This window comes from Actinomadura macra NBRC 14102 (assembly GCF_001552215.1).
GTDB classification, from domain to species: domain Bacteria; phylum Actinomycetota; class Actinomycetes; order Streptosporangiales; family Streptosporangiaceae; genus Spirillospora; species Spirillospora macra.
This window is the reverse complement of sequence record NZ_BCQT01000018.1, coordinates 274,919-290,573: the sequence shown is the minus strand read 5'-3', so window position 1 is coordinate 290,573 and position 15,655 is coordinate 274,919. Positions and strand designations below refer to the sequence as shown.

Genomic DNA, 15,655 nt, shown 5'->3' with positions numbered 1-15,655 from the left:
CGTGAGATCCGCCGGGCTACTTCCCGGCCGCGGCCTGACCCGCCCAGTCGCCGTACCGGATCTGGCCGAGAACGGCGTCGCCCACCGGCACCAGGGACAACTCGGTCAGTTCCGCGCCGAAGTAGCGCGCGTGCAGATCGGAGACGACCTCCCGGGGGTCGTTCCAAGACGCCAGGGTGTCCCGGAAGAACTCGTCCATTCGGGACCGCTCCGGTCCGGCGATCTCAACCCTGCCGTTCAGGGGCGCCCCCACCACCACCTTCGCGACCGCCCGAGCGACGTCATCACCCGCGATGGGCTGGAACGCCACGGGCGGCATCCGGACGGTGTCACCGTCGGTGGCGTCGTCGGCGATGCGCCTGACGAACTCGAAGAACTGCGTCGCATGCACGATCGAGTAGGGGATCGGCGATTTCTCGATCAGGTTCTCCTGTGCGATCTTCGCCCGGAAGTATCCGCTCTCGGGCAGCCGTTCGGTCCCCACCACCGACAGCGCGACATGGTGCGTGACACCCGCCGCCGCCTCCGCGGCGAGCAGATTGCCGGTGGAGGCGGTGAAGAACTCCATCACGGCGGCGTCCTCGAACGACGGAGAGTTCGACACGTCGACCACCGCCGACGCACCGGCCAGAACGTCCGCGACCCCCTCGCCGGTCAAGGTGTTGACGCCGGTGTTGGGCGCGGCCGCCACCGCCTCGTGACCGTGTTCACCGAGTCCCGTCACAAGCTTGGAGCCGATCAGACCGGTGCCACCGATGACCACAATCTTCATGAACACTGCCTCTCTGTACGCCGGGGCCTCCCCGGCCCTCCGATCACCAGATACGACAAGGCAGCCCACCACCCTGTGACAGCTCAGGCGAAATTCCCGGGCCGAGATCAGGGCTTGCCCTCGCAAGGGTTCCTGGACTGCGAGAACCCAGCCAGCCTGTCCGGGTTCATCACCTACATCAGCTGGTAGATACCCTCATCGGAGGCGGCCATGGTCACCAACAGAAGGTCCGTGCCGTCCCGGGAGCGCGGGATCATCGCTGGTATCGACGGGCGGCCGTCCTAGACCGCGCGTTCGACCTCTTCGGGCACCTCCAGCGTGGCGGCGATGAGGCTCTGCGTGTAAGGGTGCGAGGGCGCCGAGAGCACGGGATCGGTCGCGCCCGACTCGACGACCCGTCCCTGGTTCAGCACGACGACGCTGTCGGCGATGCTGCGCACCACGGCCAGGTTGTGGGTGACGAAGATCATCGATAGCCCGTCGTCCAGGAGCGAGCGCAGCAGTTCCACCACGGACGCCTGCACCGACACGTCCAGGGCGGAGGTCACCTCATCGCAGATGAGGAGCTTCGGCTCGCACACGAGTGCGCGCGCGATCGCGACACGCTGGCGCTGTCCTCCGGACAGTTCGGCCGGGTAGCGGCCGGCGAGCCGGGAGGGTATCTCCACGCGCTCCAGCGCCTCCCCCACGCGCTTTCTGGCCTCGCGCGCGCTCATGCCGAAGTAGTGTCGCAGCGGAACGACCAGGCTCCCCTCCACGCTGCGATGGGGATTGAGCGAGCCGTAGGGGTTCTGGAAGACGTACTGCAACTCGCGGCGCGTCTCTTTCTCTCGTTTCCCCGCTCCGGCTGGAATCTGCCGCCCTTCGAACGTCAGGATTCCTTCCTGTTCCTCATGCAGGCCCACGAGGCAACGCGACATCGTGGTCTTGCCGCTGCCCGACTCGCCGACAAGAGCCAGGCACTCGCCTCGTTCGAGGCCGAAGGACACGTCGAAAAGGATCTGCCTGCCGCCATAGCCGGCGCTCAACTCCGCGACCGAGAACACCTCGTGCGCTCCGTCGGCGACCACATGCGTCTCGTTCAGGCGCGGCAGTACGCGGGGTGTCCGCACCACCTCCGCCGTGCGCAGGCATCGAGCCAGCGTTCCCGACGGCCCGTGCACGAGTTCGGGGCGGGTCGTGCCGCACTCGTCCACGGCGTAGTCGCAACGCGGCGCGAAGACACATCCCCGGCGGTCCTCATCGACACCGGGGGCGCGGCCGGGAATCGGGACCAGCCGGTGCCGGTGGGTCGCGGACGGGACGGCGGCCAGCAGGGCACGGGTGTAGGGGTGACCCGCGCGGGTCAGCACGTCCCGGTCGGTGCCGCTCTCGACCACCTGGCCCCCGTACATGACGGTGACATGGTCGGCCACGTCGGCCACGACGGCGAGGTCGTGCGAGACGTAGATCGCCGCCATGTCGTGCGCGCGGCTCAGATCGCGCACCATCTCCAGCACCCGGGCCTGGGTGGAGACGTCGAGACCGGTCGTCGGCTCGTCCAGCACGATCAGCCGCGGCCCGGCCGCGATCGCCATCGCGATGGCGACGCGCTGCTGCTGACCGCCGGAGAGCTGCCGCGGGCGGCGTTTGAGGAACGCGTCGTCGCTCGGCAGCCCCACGGTCTCAAGCAGCTCCCGGACGCGGGACAGCGCCGCCCGTCTGGGCTGCCGCAGTCCCTCGGTCAGCTGGGTCGCAAGGTTCAGGCTCGGGTTCAGCGCGGTCGCCGGATCCTGCGGAACATAGGCGACCTTGCTCCCCCGGGCGCGCCGCAGCTGCCCCTCCGGCAAGGCGAGCAGGTCGACGCCGTCGATGACGACCCGTCCGCCCGTGATCGTCGCGCCCTTCCGCGCAAATCCCAGCAGAGCGAGCGCGAGGGTGCTCTTGCCGGAGCCCGACTCGCCGACCACGCCCATGACCTCGCCCCGGCCGAGCTCGAAACAGATGTCCTGGACGATGTCGTTCCCGGTGGCGTCGACCGTCACGGTGACGCCGGAGACCTCCACCTCTCGTGCCACTTCAGCTCTTCCCTTCCGTACGGCCGACCGTTCGGGCGACGGACTCGGCGATGAGGTTGCCTCCGAGCGCCATCATGAGAATCAGGACGATCGGTGCCAGGACCGGCAGGGGGGCGACCGGAAGACCGTCCTGGTTCTCACCGACCATCAGGCCCCAGTCCGCCGCTGGTGGCGCGATACCGAACCCGAGGTAGTTCAGCGACGCCATCGCCGCGACCGCCCAGACGAGCCGCATACCGGTCTCCACCATGAGCGGCGAGGTCACGCCGGGCAGGACCTCCCTGATAAGGATGTGCCTCGGTGGCAGCCCGTTCGCTCTCGCCCAGAGCACGTACTCACTGCCGACCACCGGGAGCGCCGCTCCGCGCATCACGCGGGAGACGCCCGGCACGAACGCCACCCCGACGAGCACCGCGGTCAGCAGCGTGCTCCGCCCGAGCATGGACACGAAAAGGAGTACAAAGATGATCTCTGGGAAGCTCAGCAGGACGTCCATGGCGCGCATGAGCAACGTGTCGACGGCCCCGCCCCTGTAGGCGGCGGTGAGGCCGACAAGGCAGCCGAGGAACACTCCGAGACCCGCGGCGAGGATCGCCATCCACGAAAGACTCAAGCCTCCGTAGAGCAGGCGGCTCAGAACGTCGCGGCCGAGAATGTCGGTCCCCAGCGGGTACTTTCCGCTCGGGCTCTCCAGGGGCTGCCCGACAATGGCGTCAGGGGCATAGCCGGCGAAAAGGCGGCCGAAAACGATCAGAAGTCCCACCGTTGCGAGGAGTGCGATGCCGAGCCGGGCCTGACCAGTGCGGACGGCACGGCCGAGCACGGAGAGCCCGCTTTTTTCATTCGCCGTTGCGGCAGCGTCCAAGGGGACCGCGTCCCCGATCAGCAGATTCCCCGGCGATGAAAGATCGGGCGTCTGGTTCGCTGTCACAGATTGCTCCTTCATCGCGACCTGCTCATGACCGCGAACACGTCCGCGAGAAGGTTGAAGAGGTAGTACGCGGTGGCGAGTATGAGAATGCAGGCCTGCATCACCGGCAGGTCATGGGAGTTCACGGAACTGACGACCTGCGTCCCGAGACCCGGGTAGGAATAGACGTACTCGACCACGACGACGCCGGTGATGGTGATCGCGGTGACCAGGCTGGCCGCCGGGAGGCTGGCCGAGACCGCGTTGGGAAGAGCGTGCCGGAACAGGATGCGGCGGCCGCTGAGTCCCTTCAGGATCGCCGTCTGGACGTACTCGCTGTCCATCGCGTCGATGAACGAGGCGCGCACCAGACGGCCGAGGTACATGACGCCCATCAGGGTGAGCGTGGTGACCGGAAGAACGAGCTCCGCCGGATGCCACCAGGGCAGGTCTCCGGGCGGGATGTTCGAGACTCCGGGGAGCACGCCGAGAACCGACGTGGCGAAGAACGCGATCAACAGCATTCCCACGACGAAGGCCGGAAGCGCGGTGAAGAGCGAGGAGACCGCGATGAAGGCCTTGTCCAGTGCGCTGTCGCGCTTGTAGGCGCTGAAGACACCGACGCACACCGAGAGCGGGAGGATCAGGACCATCGAGAGGAAGCCGAGGGTGAACGAGTTGAACATTCTCGGCCAGATGATGTCGACTACGGGCTCACCGTTCTGGAGGGACGTTCCCATCTGCCCGGTGAGGATGCCGGAGAGCCAACGCCAGTACTGGGCGACGAGCGGCCGGTCGAGTCCCAGCTGCTGTCGAAGACTCGCCACCTGCTCGGCCGTCGCGTCCTTGCCGAGGATGATCCGTGCCAGGTCCCCCGGCAGCGCCTGCGTCACGAGGAAGAGCAGCACCGAGACCAGGAACAGCACGAACACGCCGATGATGAGCCGGCGTACCAGCCATCGGATGGTCGCGTTCCTCGGATTCGGTGATGCGCTGCGCTGGGAAGGACGTATCCGCGTCGCCAGTTGGGCCATGACAATTCTTGCCGTTCCGTGTGGTGAGGGGGCGCCGGCCGGAGCCGGCTCGGCGCCCCCTCCGTACCTGAGGTGAGTGTCAGCTTCCGACGGTCACGTTCGTCAGGAAGGAGAGCGGGGTGCCGTTCACGTCGGGCACCAACCCGCGAACGTTGCTGCGATAGGGCTGCAGAACGTCGACGAACGCGGGCAGGATCGCCGCGCCCTGCTCGTACTCGATCTTGTGCATCTGGTTCATGATCGAGCACTGCTGCGACTCGGGTGCCAGGAACAGCTTGTCGGCGAGCTTGACGAACTCGGGGTCGTTCCAGTGCGTGGCGTTCCCGACACGGTCGGGAAGAAGGTTGCCGATCACGGTGGGCAGGTAGGGGTAGGGGTTGAAGTCGATGAACACCGGCCACTTGCCCCACTTGGACAGCAGCTCCGGAACCGGGACGATGTTGACCTTGACCTTCACGCCGGCCTTCGCGGCGTTCTCGGAGAACACCTGGGCCAGTTCCCGCATGCCGGGCAGGAGCCCGTCGGTGGTGATCGAGAACGACAGGCCGCTCTGGCCCGCCTGGGCGAGCAGCTTCTTCGCCTGCTCGATGTCCTGGGTGCGCTGGGGGAGGTCGGGGGCGGGGCACGGCGTCACCGACTCATGGTCGTTCGCCACCCGCGCGTATCCGCCGAAGGCGTTGGACACGACCTGCTGCCGGTCGATGAGGAGGCGCAACGCCTGCCGCACCCGCACATCGTTGAAGGGCGCCACCGTCGTGTTGAGCCCGATCCGCAGTGTGAAGTTGCCCTTGCTGTCGAGAAGCTTGATGTCGTTCTTGCCCTTGAGCGACTTCGCGATGGTCGGGGTCGCGCCCGAGGCGACGTCGACCTGGTCCGAGAGCAGGGCGTTCGCCTGCGCCTGCTGGTTCTGGTACTCGATGATGCTGATCGCTTCGAGCTTGGGCTTGGTCCCCCAGTAACCGTCGAATCGCTCCAGCGTGGACTGCCGCCCGGCGGCGAAGGACTTGACGACGAACGGCCCGGTCCCGATCGGCTTCGCGGGCACCGAGCCCGCCTTCGTCATGGGCAGGAACGCGTTCGCCCATATCTCCTTGAAGGGGCCGAAAGGCTTGGTCAGGCCGACCTCGACGGTCAGCTTGTCCACCGCCTTGACGGCGTTCGCGTCGACCTTCTCGATGTAGGCCAGCCCCTGCACGGCGTGCTTGGGGTCGCGCAGGTACTTGATGCTCGCGACCACGTCGGCGGAGGTGAACTCGGTCCCGTCCGTGAACTTGACGCCGGAGCGGAGTTTGATCGTCCACTTGCTGAGGTCGGCGTTGGGGGTCATGTCCGTGGCGAGCCGCCACTCAAGCTTCCCCGTGGGGTCGAGATGCGTGAGGCCCTCGTACAGCTGAGCGCTACGGAGCTCCTGGGTAGGGCTCTGGTTGCTCGCATAGGGGTTCAGGCTCTCGCCCGCGTCGGTCGAGGCGGCGATACGGAGCGTTCCACCTCCGTCTCCGCCGCCGCCGGCCCGATCCGCGGGGGCGCAGCCCACGAGCGTCGCCGCGGTGACGACACCGATCGCGGCGCCGAGCAGCCTGAATGAGGGACGTCCGGCAGGCGTACAGGGCATGACGACACGTCCGGAGCGTGGGGATCTACGCACCATGGGCAACTCCAGTTCCAAGGATGACGGCCAAGGCTCTAAGCCGTTAGATCAGCTCGCCTTCGCCTGAGCCCGGACGAACTGCGCCTTAGAGTACGTCTCCGTCTGGCCTGGGGGAAGAGGGTTCCTCGAATCGTTTCCCGCAGAGCTCAGGGGCTGTCTAATCGATTAGAACATGCTACGTTCGGCCGGACCGCCAGGGAGCACCACAGGCAAGAGGAGGGGGACGATGAGCAGTCCGTACGAGCACCTGTTCGTGAGGAAGATGCAGAACTGCATCGACGACCTCGTCAACGAGGGAGCCGCCGCCGGCGTCGTCGAGCCGGACAATGTGGGCACGCCGCTCGCGCTGATGCGATCGAAGGAGGTCCCCGAGAGCAAGATCCACCTGACCTACACCTGGATCGGCACGTGCGACGAGCCCGTGCAGTGGGTGAAGGAGCACGAGCACGACTACGACGAGGTCCTGATCTTTCACGGCAACGACCCGGACAACGTGGACGACCTCGGGGCGGAGATCTATCTCGACATCGGGGGCGTCCGTCACACGATCACGACGAGCGGCGCCGTCTACATTCCCGCGGGCATCCGGCACTGCCCGCTCGGCTTCAACCGCGTCGACCGCCCGTTCCGTTTCAGCGCCCTGTCACTGAGCCCGAACTACGAGTCGGACGAGCACGAGCCCAAGCCGTAGAGGACGTGCCGAGGAAAGTCTGCCCCGCCGCGTGCTCGCGCGGCGGGGCAGACGTCTTGCACGCGCCCGACCACGCGAGCGGATCCGGTCACCGCCGCGGTGACTACACGCCCGCGGCCGCGCCGACCCGCTGGGAGCCCGGAGCGGCGCCGCGCTCGCACCCGCAGGTCACGCCGATGCTGAGCGCGCCGTCCAGAACCACGGAAGCCCCGGTGCCTTCGCCTTCGTAGAAGGTCTCCTCCAGGACGTCGAAGGCACGGACCGCGAGCTCTTCCAGCGGAAGGCTGATGGTGGTGAGCGGGATGCTTCCGAGCCGTGCCTCACGGATGCCGTCGAAGCCCACGACCGCGAGGTCGTCGGGGACGCGCAGCCCCAGGCTCGCCGCCGTGCGGATCGTCACGAACGCCTGCTCATCGGTCGTGGCGTAGATCGCGCGGGGCCTGCGCTCGCTCTCCAGGACCGGTCGCATCGCCGTCTCCGCCTCGACCCGGTCGAAGGGGACCCGGACGAACCTGCCCTCCGTCGGCAGGCCCGCGTTCTCCATCGCCCGGCGCCAGCCGCCCTCCCGGCCCACCGCCGGTCCATCCGCCAGCTCTCCGGCCACGCAGACGATGTCCTCGTAGCCATGCCAGAGCAGATGCTCGACGACGAGCTTCGCGCCCTGGAGATCGTTGAAGGTCACGCTCGGCGAGGTGGAGTCGGACGGGGCCCACTGCACGTAGACCCGGGGGGTCTCGTCGTCCTGACCGGGTTCTTCGCCGGTCGTCACGAAGATCCCGCGCGGACGCAGCTCCGAGAACGCCTCACCGTACTCGTCCCCGAGCGACGTGCCGTAGCCGGTGTTGCCGAGCAGCGTGAGCAGGCCCCGGCGGCGTCCCTCCGCCTCGATGTGCCGCGAGAGCTCACCGAAGAAGGCGTTCGCGGTGTCGGGAACCAGCAGGCCGATGAGGTTGGACCGGCCACCGCTCAAGGCGCCGGCAAGAGGGTTGCGCCGGTAGCCGAGCATTTGGATGGCCTCTTCGACCTTGACCCGCGTCTTGGCCGAGACCGGACGGGGCCCGCCGTTGAGCACGTAGCTCACGACGGCCGTCGACGTTCCCGCAAGGCGCCCGACGTCGAGGAGGGTGGGCCTGCGCGCAGGTCGCGCCGTGCTCTTGCTTCCCACGCTCCTGCTCCCTGTCACTTTCTCTGGCCGCCCGGGGTTACGGGAACCGTCCGCGCCGCCGCCGGTGACGTGGTCACACGGTCCATTTTAGGGTACGTGACCCGCCCGGGTTTCCTGGACACCGTCCAGGAAACCCGGGTCGGAGCGGTGCTCAGGCGGCCGGCCGGAACGGCAGGGCCTGGCCGGGGATACCCGCGAGCTTCCACGCCGCGTAGGCGGCGGCGTTGGTGCTGTGCCCCATCACGGACGACTCGATGTTGTTGATGTCGTCGCACTTGGAGTGGTAGCAGGGGTCGTCACCGCTGGTGATACCGCTGACCTCGATTCCGGCGTTCTTGAACGAGGCGTGGTCGGACCGTCCGGAGATGTTGATCCCCTTGGTCGCGATGTTCTTGCTGCGGAAGAACTCGGTGAACGTCGCGCCCAGGGTCGTGGAGTCGGTGTAGACGCCCCAGGTCTTCGTGTTCTTCGCGCCCACCATGTCGAAGTTGAGATAGGACTTGATCTTCGACCGTTCGGCGGCGGGCAGGTTGGCGACGTAGTACTTCGAGCCGATCAGGCCGAGTTCCTCGGCGCCCCACCAGCCGAACCGCAGCCGTTTGGTCGGCTTGGCGTCGGCGCGGGAGACGGCGAGCGCGGTCTCCAGGACGCTGCTGGAGCCGGAGGCGTTGTCGTTGATGCCCGGGCCGGCGGGGACGCTGTCGAGGTGCGAGCCCAGGAACACGATCTGGTTGGGGTCACCCTGCGGCCAGTCGGCGATCACATTCCAGCCGGTGGCGCCGTTGTGGGTGAAGGACTGCAGCGTGGTCTGGAAACCCGCCGCGTCCAGCTTGGACTTCACGTAGTCGGCGGAGGCGCGGTAGCCGGGCTTGCCGTGCGCTCGGTTGCCGCTGTTGGCGGCGGCGATGGACTGGAACTGCTGGGCGTGCGCCATCGAGTTCGCCGCCGGAATGTCCGGCGACTGGACGGCGGCGACCGCCGCCGGCCGCGGCGTGGACTGCGCCAGGGCGCCGCCGGGGAGGCTCAGCAGCGCCGTGACCAGACCGACGCCGAGGGCGGCCGAACTGAAGAGACTTCTGCGTTTCATCCGTCATTCCCTCCTGCGGGGGCTCTGGCGCGTGCGCACCAGAGGGGGGATGACCGTGGATGGTATTGCGCGGCGATAAGTACGGTAAAGGGCAATGTCTGACGAATAAGATTACAGGCGCGATTTCGATAGGCATTCCAGGATGGGTCGAGCGTTGAAGAATCACCTTCCAGCCTGACCGACCCCGGATTAATGTGCCTGTTCACGCCGCCTTGTCAATGTGAAAAAGGGGATTCAGTTGGAACGATCGAATCAATGGTCGTGCCGCGCCCGGACGGCGATGATCGCGGCCCACATGAGCGGCTCGGCGTTGCGCGGCAGCTCGATGGACGCCACCCCGGGTCAGCACAAAGGTCGCTCTGGGTGGAATCTCCCGGCCCCTCCTCGCCGACGCGCGACCACCGATCCGCCCCGTCCCGCTCGGACGGCACCGGCTGATCGGATCACCCCAGCCGGGACTCGATGGCGTCGATGATCCGTGGGCGCAGTTCGGCGGCGCCGATGACGGCGTCCACGGAGCCGACCTCGACCGCGCGCCGGATGTCGTGCACGCGATCGAACTCCGTGGCGACCTCGCCGAGCTTCTCCGCGCGGACCGACGAGCGCAACTCGTCGAGTTCCGCGGTCAGCGTGGCCCGGTCGGTGCCGGCGGCGGCGGCCACCCGGGCCTCCAGGTCCCGGACGCGTGGGTCGGCCGCGGTGCGGGCCTTGACGTCGCGGGAGAACACCGCGGCGGCGGCGGGGGCGCCGCCAAGCACCGACGCGAACGAGCCCTCCAGCGCCAGTACGGTCATGTTCGGGTTCAGCGCCTTGGAGAACACCACGAACGCGCCGCCGTGGTACCGCGAGATCACGCAGAACACGATGGGCCCGCGGAAGTTCACGATCGCGCGGCCGATCTCGGCGCCGTACTCCAGTTGCAGCTTCCGCATCGACTCCGGCGAGCCATCAAAACCCGACAGGTTGGCCAGCACCACCAAGGGCCGGTTGCCGCTGGCCGCGTTGATCGCCCGCGCCGCCTTCTTCGACGACCGCGGGAACAGCGTGCCCGCGGTGTAGGTGTCCGGGCCGTCGGTGGGCGGGAAGCCACGCCGCGGAACCGAACGCGACTCGATGCCGAGAAGGCACACCGGCATGCCGCCGAGGTGGACGTCCTGGACCACCGCGGTCTCCGCGTCGGCCATGCCCGCCCAGCGTTCGAGCACCGGGTGGTCCTGGTCGGAGAGCGCTCGCATCACGGTCCGGATGTCGAACGGCTTCTTGCGGTCCGGGTTGGCCTCGGCGGAGAAGATCTCGCCGACCGTGGTGAAGTCGCTGCCCTCCAGGGGGTGCGGGAAGCCGGAGATGTCCCGGTCGACCGGGTCGGACGTCTCGGCCCGCCGCGGCGCCTGCTCCCCCGGTGCGACGTAGGTATGGTCGTAGTGCGACATCAGCACGTCCCGCGCGGCGGCCAGGTCCGGTGCCCAGTACTGCGCCTGCCCGTTCGGGCCCATCACCCGGTCGTAGCCGCCGATGCCGAAGTTGTCCTCGGCCGACACGCCCCCCGAGAAGTCGAGCGCCTGCTTGCCGGTGAGCACCATCGCCGACTCCGGTGTCATGACCAGGATGCCCTTGGTGTGCATGAGCATCGTCGCCTCGGCGTTCCAGTACGGTTGCGCCCCGACGTTGATGCCGGCGACCACGATGTTGATCTCGCCGCCGTCCTGGGTGAACTCGACGATCCGCTTGAGCGCGGCCGCCACCCAGTCCATGTTCTCGGTGCCGGACTCCATGGAGATCCGGGCCCCGGAGGACAGCGCGTACCACTCCAGCGGCACCCGCAGGCGCTCGGCGAGGTCCAGCGCGGCGATCACGCGGCGGCATTCCGGTTCCGACAGCGCGCCGAGCGACTTCGTCGGGTCGCCGAGCAGCACGACCCTGGTAACGCCCTGCGGGTGACGGGGGGTCGGCGTGGTGACGACGCCCGCGACGAGCGCCGCGGTGTTGCGGCCCTTCGGCCGGTCGACCGGGACCAGGGCGTGATCGTCGTCGAGGTCGTGCTCGACGAAGTCGCCGAGCCGGCCGGTCAGCTCGTACGGGTACACCGTGTTGCGGCTGCTCGCGCGCAGCACCTTCTGCCGGTACCCGTCGACCGGCTCGACCAGCTCGTCGGACGGCTCCTCGATCGTCAGCTCGGTGCCGCCGGTGACGTCGAAGGAGACCCGCACGGCGACCTTGACCAGCTCGCCGGTCCGCCGGTCGCGGCGCCGCGCGATGAACAGGGCCTCCTCCAGCCCGGCGCCGGCGGTCGTCGGGAGCACCCGCCCGGCGATCGTCTCCAGCTCCGCGCGGGTGATGTCGCTCGGCGGCCAGACGTAGATCACGATCCGGTTGGTGTCGAAGCGCTCCTTGGACGGGCGCCGCGCCCGGGCACGGCGGATCGAGTCGAGGCAGGCGGCGATCGTGTCCTCGGCCGTCGGCAACGCGATCAGCCTGCCGTCGTGCTCGCGCAGCTCCGTCAGGTCGCGCACCTGCGCGAACGCGACGAGGCGCTCGTCCGACGGGTTCTCCCGCGCCACGCACTGGAACAGGTAGACCTCCTCGTCCGACGACGGCAGCCGGGTGAGATCGAACTTGCCCAGCCGCTCCATCTGCATCCGCTGCGCGATGTAGGGGTGCAGACCGCGGATCAGCCGTTCCTCGGTCATCCCGGTGGCGGACGGGCGGAACGTGAAGTGGTGGTGCATCACCGCGCCGCCGCTGCCCGCGACGGTGGCGGTGAGCCTGCGGATCTGGGGCGGCAGCGGGTGCGCGTTGACGACCTCGTGCAGCGCGGCCGCCATCGACGCGAAGTCCTCCGGCTGGTTCTCCCAGGAGAGGTAGATGTCGGCGTCGATGGCGTCCTCGCCGCCCGCCAGGTCAGCGAGCCCGCGCAGCGTTCCGCCGAGACCGTCGAAGCCCACCGCGGAGGAGACCACGCACGAGTCCGCGCGCTCGGCGACCACGAACGTGCGGCCCGCGACCGTGCTGGTGCGGACGCCGGTGAGGCCCTTGTTGCCGTAGTACCGCCGGGTCAGGACCTCCAGCATGACCGCGTTGTCATGATCGTCGCGGACGAGCCGGCGGCCGAGCAGCCGGACCAGCGGCTCGGTGCTGCGCACCATCTCGGCGATGCGCTCGGCGCGGTCCGGCGCGTCGGGGTGCGCGTCCAGGTGGCGCAGGTGCCTGCGGACGTCGGCGTAGACACGGGCACGGTTACGGCGCAGCAGCGGCTGGGCGAACCAGGCGAACACCACGCCGCGTGCGAGGTCGGAGACCGCGGGGAAGCGGACCTGCGTCGCGGCCACCAGCCGCTCCAGCGCGAGACCGGCGGGCTCGCGCAGCGTCCGGTCCGGCGGCGGCTCCCGCAGCCAGGCGCGCAGCAGCGTCGTGACGACCGCGACGTCGGCGGACGCGCGCTGCTGGGCGAGGAAGATCCGGAACACCGCCGCCTCGAGGTCGGGTGAACGCTCCAGCCCGGTGACCCGGTAGTGCGCGAGCGCCTTGCCGAGCTTGGCCTGGAACGCCGCCGGCAGCCCGGCCCGTTCGACGTCGAGGCTCTGCAGATAGGTGTGGAAGTACTCGCGGGCACTGTAGACGTGGCCGTCCCCGCTGTCGTCACCGCTGGCGGGCCGGTTGCGGCTCAGCTCGGCGAGGTCGGTGAACACATCGAGAAGCTCGAGCTCCTCGGCCAGCGGCCGGTGACCGTCCTCGGCGGCGGCCTGGCGCGCGGCGAGATAGTCCTCCAGCACCCGGCGCTCATCGTGGGGGTCGACGTCGAAGCCCAGCAGCAGGCAGCGCAGATCCTCGTGGCCGCGCCGGGTGCGCTCACGTGCCGGGATCTGCTCGGGCGCGGCGGGCAGGTCCAGTTCCACCGACTCGGCGGCCGCGGAATCCTCGGCTTCGGTGTCGTCGGCGAGCGGCTCCAGTCGCAGCAGGGCGGCGCCGGTCTCCACCTGGCTGCCCACCGACACGGTGCATTCCTTGAGCCGCGCCTTGAAGGGCGCCCGGAGCACCGTCTCCATCTTCATGCTCTCCAGCACCAGGACCGGCGCGCCCGCCTCGACCTCGGCACCGACCTTCAGCGGCGTGGCGACGACCAGCGCGGGCGCGGGCGAGCGGACGATACCGCCCTCGTCGCGGCTGACCCGGTGCGTCACGCCGTCCACCTCGATCAGGTGGATCGGCCCGTGCGTGCCGGTGAGGAGCCGGTACCGGGTGCCGTTGACGAGGATATGCCCGGCGTACCGGTCGAATCGGTCGAGCTCGACATCGGCGGTGTGGACCCCGTCGCCCGCCTCGACGCCGACGCGGAAGCGGTTCGCACCGACCCGCGCGACCCGCAGCCGGTAGCCGACGCCGCGCAGCTTGAGGTCCAGCGGCTGGCCGCTCTCATGGCGCACATGCGGGCGGCCACCGAACGCCGTCGACAGCAGCCGCTGCCGCTCGACGCGTTCCTCCTCCTCGTACGCCTCGATCGCGGCGGCCGCCAGCGCGACGGCGGAGTGCCGGTGCGAGACGAGCCGGCCCTCGCCGCGGACGCGGTCGATCCAGCCGGTGTCCGCACGGGCGTCGATCACTTCGGGCTGGTCGAGCAGGTCGAGCACGAAGCTCTTGTTCGTCGCGCCGCCCTCGATGATCACGGTGGTCTGCGCCATCGCCCGGCGCAGCCTGCCGAGCGCCTCGTCGCGGTCCCGGCCGTAGGCGATGATCTTGGCGATCATCGAGTCGAAGTCGGCGGGAATGGTGTCGCCCTCGCGGACACCGGTGTCCACCCGGATGCCGGGCCCGGCGGGCAGGTCCAGCCGCGCGATACGGCCCGGGGAGGGCGCGAAGTCGCGGTCGGGGTCCTCGGCGTTCAGCCGGGCCTCGACGGCGTGCCCGCGCTCCACCGGCGGACCGCCTTCGAGCCGGCCACCGGACGCCACCCACAGCTGCGCCTTGACCAGGTCGAACCCGGTGGTGGACTCGGTGATCGGGTGCTCGACCTGCAAACGGGTATTGACCTCAAGGAACGCGAACAGCCGGTCGCCGGGGTGGTAGAGGAACTCCACGGTCGCCGCGCCCCGGTAGCCGACCGCGATGGCCAGCCGTTCGGCGGACTCCTTGAGCTCGGCCGTCTGCGCGGCGTTGAGCACCGGCGACGCCGACTCCTCGATGACCTTCTGGTTGCGCCGCTGGACCGAGCAGTCACGCACGCCGAGGGCCCACGCGGCTCCCTGACCGTCCGCGATCACCTGGACCTCGACGTGCCGGGCACCGGTGACCAGGCGCTCCAGGAACACGACGCCGCTGCCGAACGCCCGCGCCGCCTCCTGGCTGGTGCGCTCGTAGGCGTCGGTGAGCTCGGCCTCGTTCGAGATCACTCGGATGCCGCGGCCGCCGCCGCCCGCGGTCGCCTTCAGCATCAGCGGGTAGCCGATCCCGGCCGCCGCGGCCAGGGCGGCGTCCAGGGTCTCGACGGCGCCGCGGCTCCACGGCGCGACGGGGACGCCGACCTCCTCGGCGATCAGCTTCGCGCCGATCTTGTCTCCCAGCTTGCGCATGGCCTCGGGGCTCGGCCCGACGAAGGTGACCCCGATCCTCTCGCACAGCTCCGCGAACGCCGGATCCTCAGCGACGAACCCCCAGCCCACCCACGCGGCGTCGGCTCCGCTCTCCACCAGCGCGCGCTCCAGCACCTTCAGATCGAGGTACGGGCGCGCCGACGCGGGACCGAGATCGTAGGCAAGGTCCGCCTCACGGACGAAAGTGGCGGTACGGTCGACGTCGGTATGCAGGGCAACGGTCTCGATCCGTGTCCCGTTCTCCGCGGCGATGTCCCGTACGGCGTGGATGAGCCGCATGGCGGCCTCACCACGGTTGACGATGGCGACACGACTGAACACCCGACCGAGCCCTCCTCTAGACCAGCGATGTGCGCGCCGGGATGCGGCGACCCCCGACGATCTCACCCTCCCGTCTAGCCGCCGTCCACGCCATGTCGCAGACGTCGCATGCTGAGCGGCTCAAGTTGTGGGATTCGTGCAAAGCCATCGGCCGCCGGCGCCTGACCAGGGCATGGGCGAACCGGCCGGTTCCAGGCCGATCGCAAGATCGGGACGACGCAAGGACCAGCCAAGGACGGGCCAAGGACGAGGGAAGGACGGCGGTTCCTATGGTCCTCGCGTGACCTATCAATGCCGCACGTCACCCGCCCGGTCGCGGCGTCTCCCCCGCGGCCCCGTGAAACCCCATCGGGATCCGGAACAGCCAGACGAACCGCAAGCAGGA

General features: G+C 69.1%; 9 protein-coding genes. 1 reads left to right on the top strand and 8 read right to left on the bottom strand.

Features of this window, described 5'->3' with window-relative positions:
• Positions 1–16 precede the first annotated feature (16 nt).
• From AMA02S_RS28985 to AMA02S_RS28965, 5 genes are all read right to left on the bottom strand, one after another.
• Positions 17–772: an SDR family oxidoreductase gene (locus AMA02S_RS28985; protein ID WP_067464593.1), complete on the bottom strand. Its 756-nt coding sequence runs from the start codon at positions 770–772 to the stop codon at positions 17–19.
• A gap of 281 nt (positions 773–1,053) precedes the next feature.
• Entirely contained in the window at positions 1,054–2,829 is a 1,776-nt protein-coding gene (locus AMA02S_RS28980) for a dipeptide ABC transporter ATP-binding protein (RefSeq protein WP_067464151.1), read from the bottom strand.
• Position 2,830: 1 nt separating this feature from the next.
• Positions 2,831–3,760 (bottom strand): ABC transporter permease, encoded by a 930-nt coding sequence (locus AMA02S_RS28975; protein ID WP_218005146.1) that lies wholly within the window; start codon positions 3,758–3,760, stop codon positions 2,831–2,833.
• An 11-nt stretch (positions 3,761–3,771) separates the two neighbouring features.
• A complete protein-coding gene (locus AMA02S_RS28970) occupies positions 3,772–4,773 on the bottom strand; it encodes an ABC transporter permease (RefSeq protein ID WP_084265706.1) in 1,002 nt (333 codons plus the stop codon).
• Positions 4,774–4,852: 79 nt separating this feature from the next.
• Entirely contained in the window at positions 4,853–6,385 is a 1,533-nt protein-coding gene (locus AMA02S_RS28965; RefSeq protein WP_157430886.1) for an ABC transporter substrate-binding protein, read from the bottom strand.
• Between the two features lie 262 nt (positions 6,386–6,647).
• Between AMA02S_RS28965 and AMA02S_RS28960 the strand changes: the two genes are divergently transcribed.
• The gene (locus tag AMA02S_RS28960; protein ID WP_067464145.1) at positions 6,648–7,112 is read left to right on the top strand and encodes a cupin domain-containing protein; all 465 of its coding nucleotides are present in this window, start codon (positions 6,648–6,650) and stop codon (positions 7,110–7,112) included.
• Positions 7,113–7,215: 103 nt separating this feature from the next.
• On the opposite strand, the gene AMA02S_RS28955 is transcribed toward AMA02S_RS28960, so the two are convergent.
• The 3 genes from AMA02S_RS28955 to AMA02S_RS28945 all read right to left on the bottom strand — a co-directional run bounded on the left by AMA02S_RS28955 (position 7,216) and on the right by AMA02S_RS28945 (position 15,270).
• The gene (locus AMA02S_RS28955) at positions 7,216–8,277 is read right to left on the bottom strand and encodes a LacI family DNA-binding transcriptional regulator (RefSeq protein ID WP_067464141.1); all 1,062 of its coding nucleotides are present in this window, start codon (positions 8,275–8,277) and stop codon (positions 7,216–7,218) included.
• Positions 8,278–8,428: 151 nt separating this feature from the next.
• Positions 8,429–9,364, bottom strand: coding sequence for a M28 family peptidase (locus AMA02S_RS28950; RefSeq protein WP_067464138.1), 936 nt, complete (start codon positions 9,362–9,364; stop codon positions 8,429–8,431).
• Between the two features lie 443 nt (positions 9,365–9,807).
• Complete coding sequence (locus tag AMA02S_RS28945) at positions 9,808–15,270, bottom strand: ATP-binding protein (protein WP_067464134.1); 5,463 nt, start codon at positions 15,268–15,270, stop codon at positions 9,808–9,810.
• Positions 15,271–15,655 lie beyond the last annotated feature (385 nt).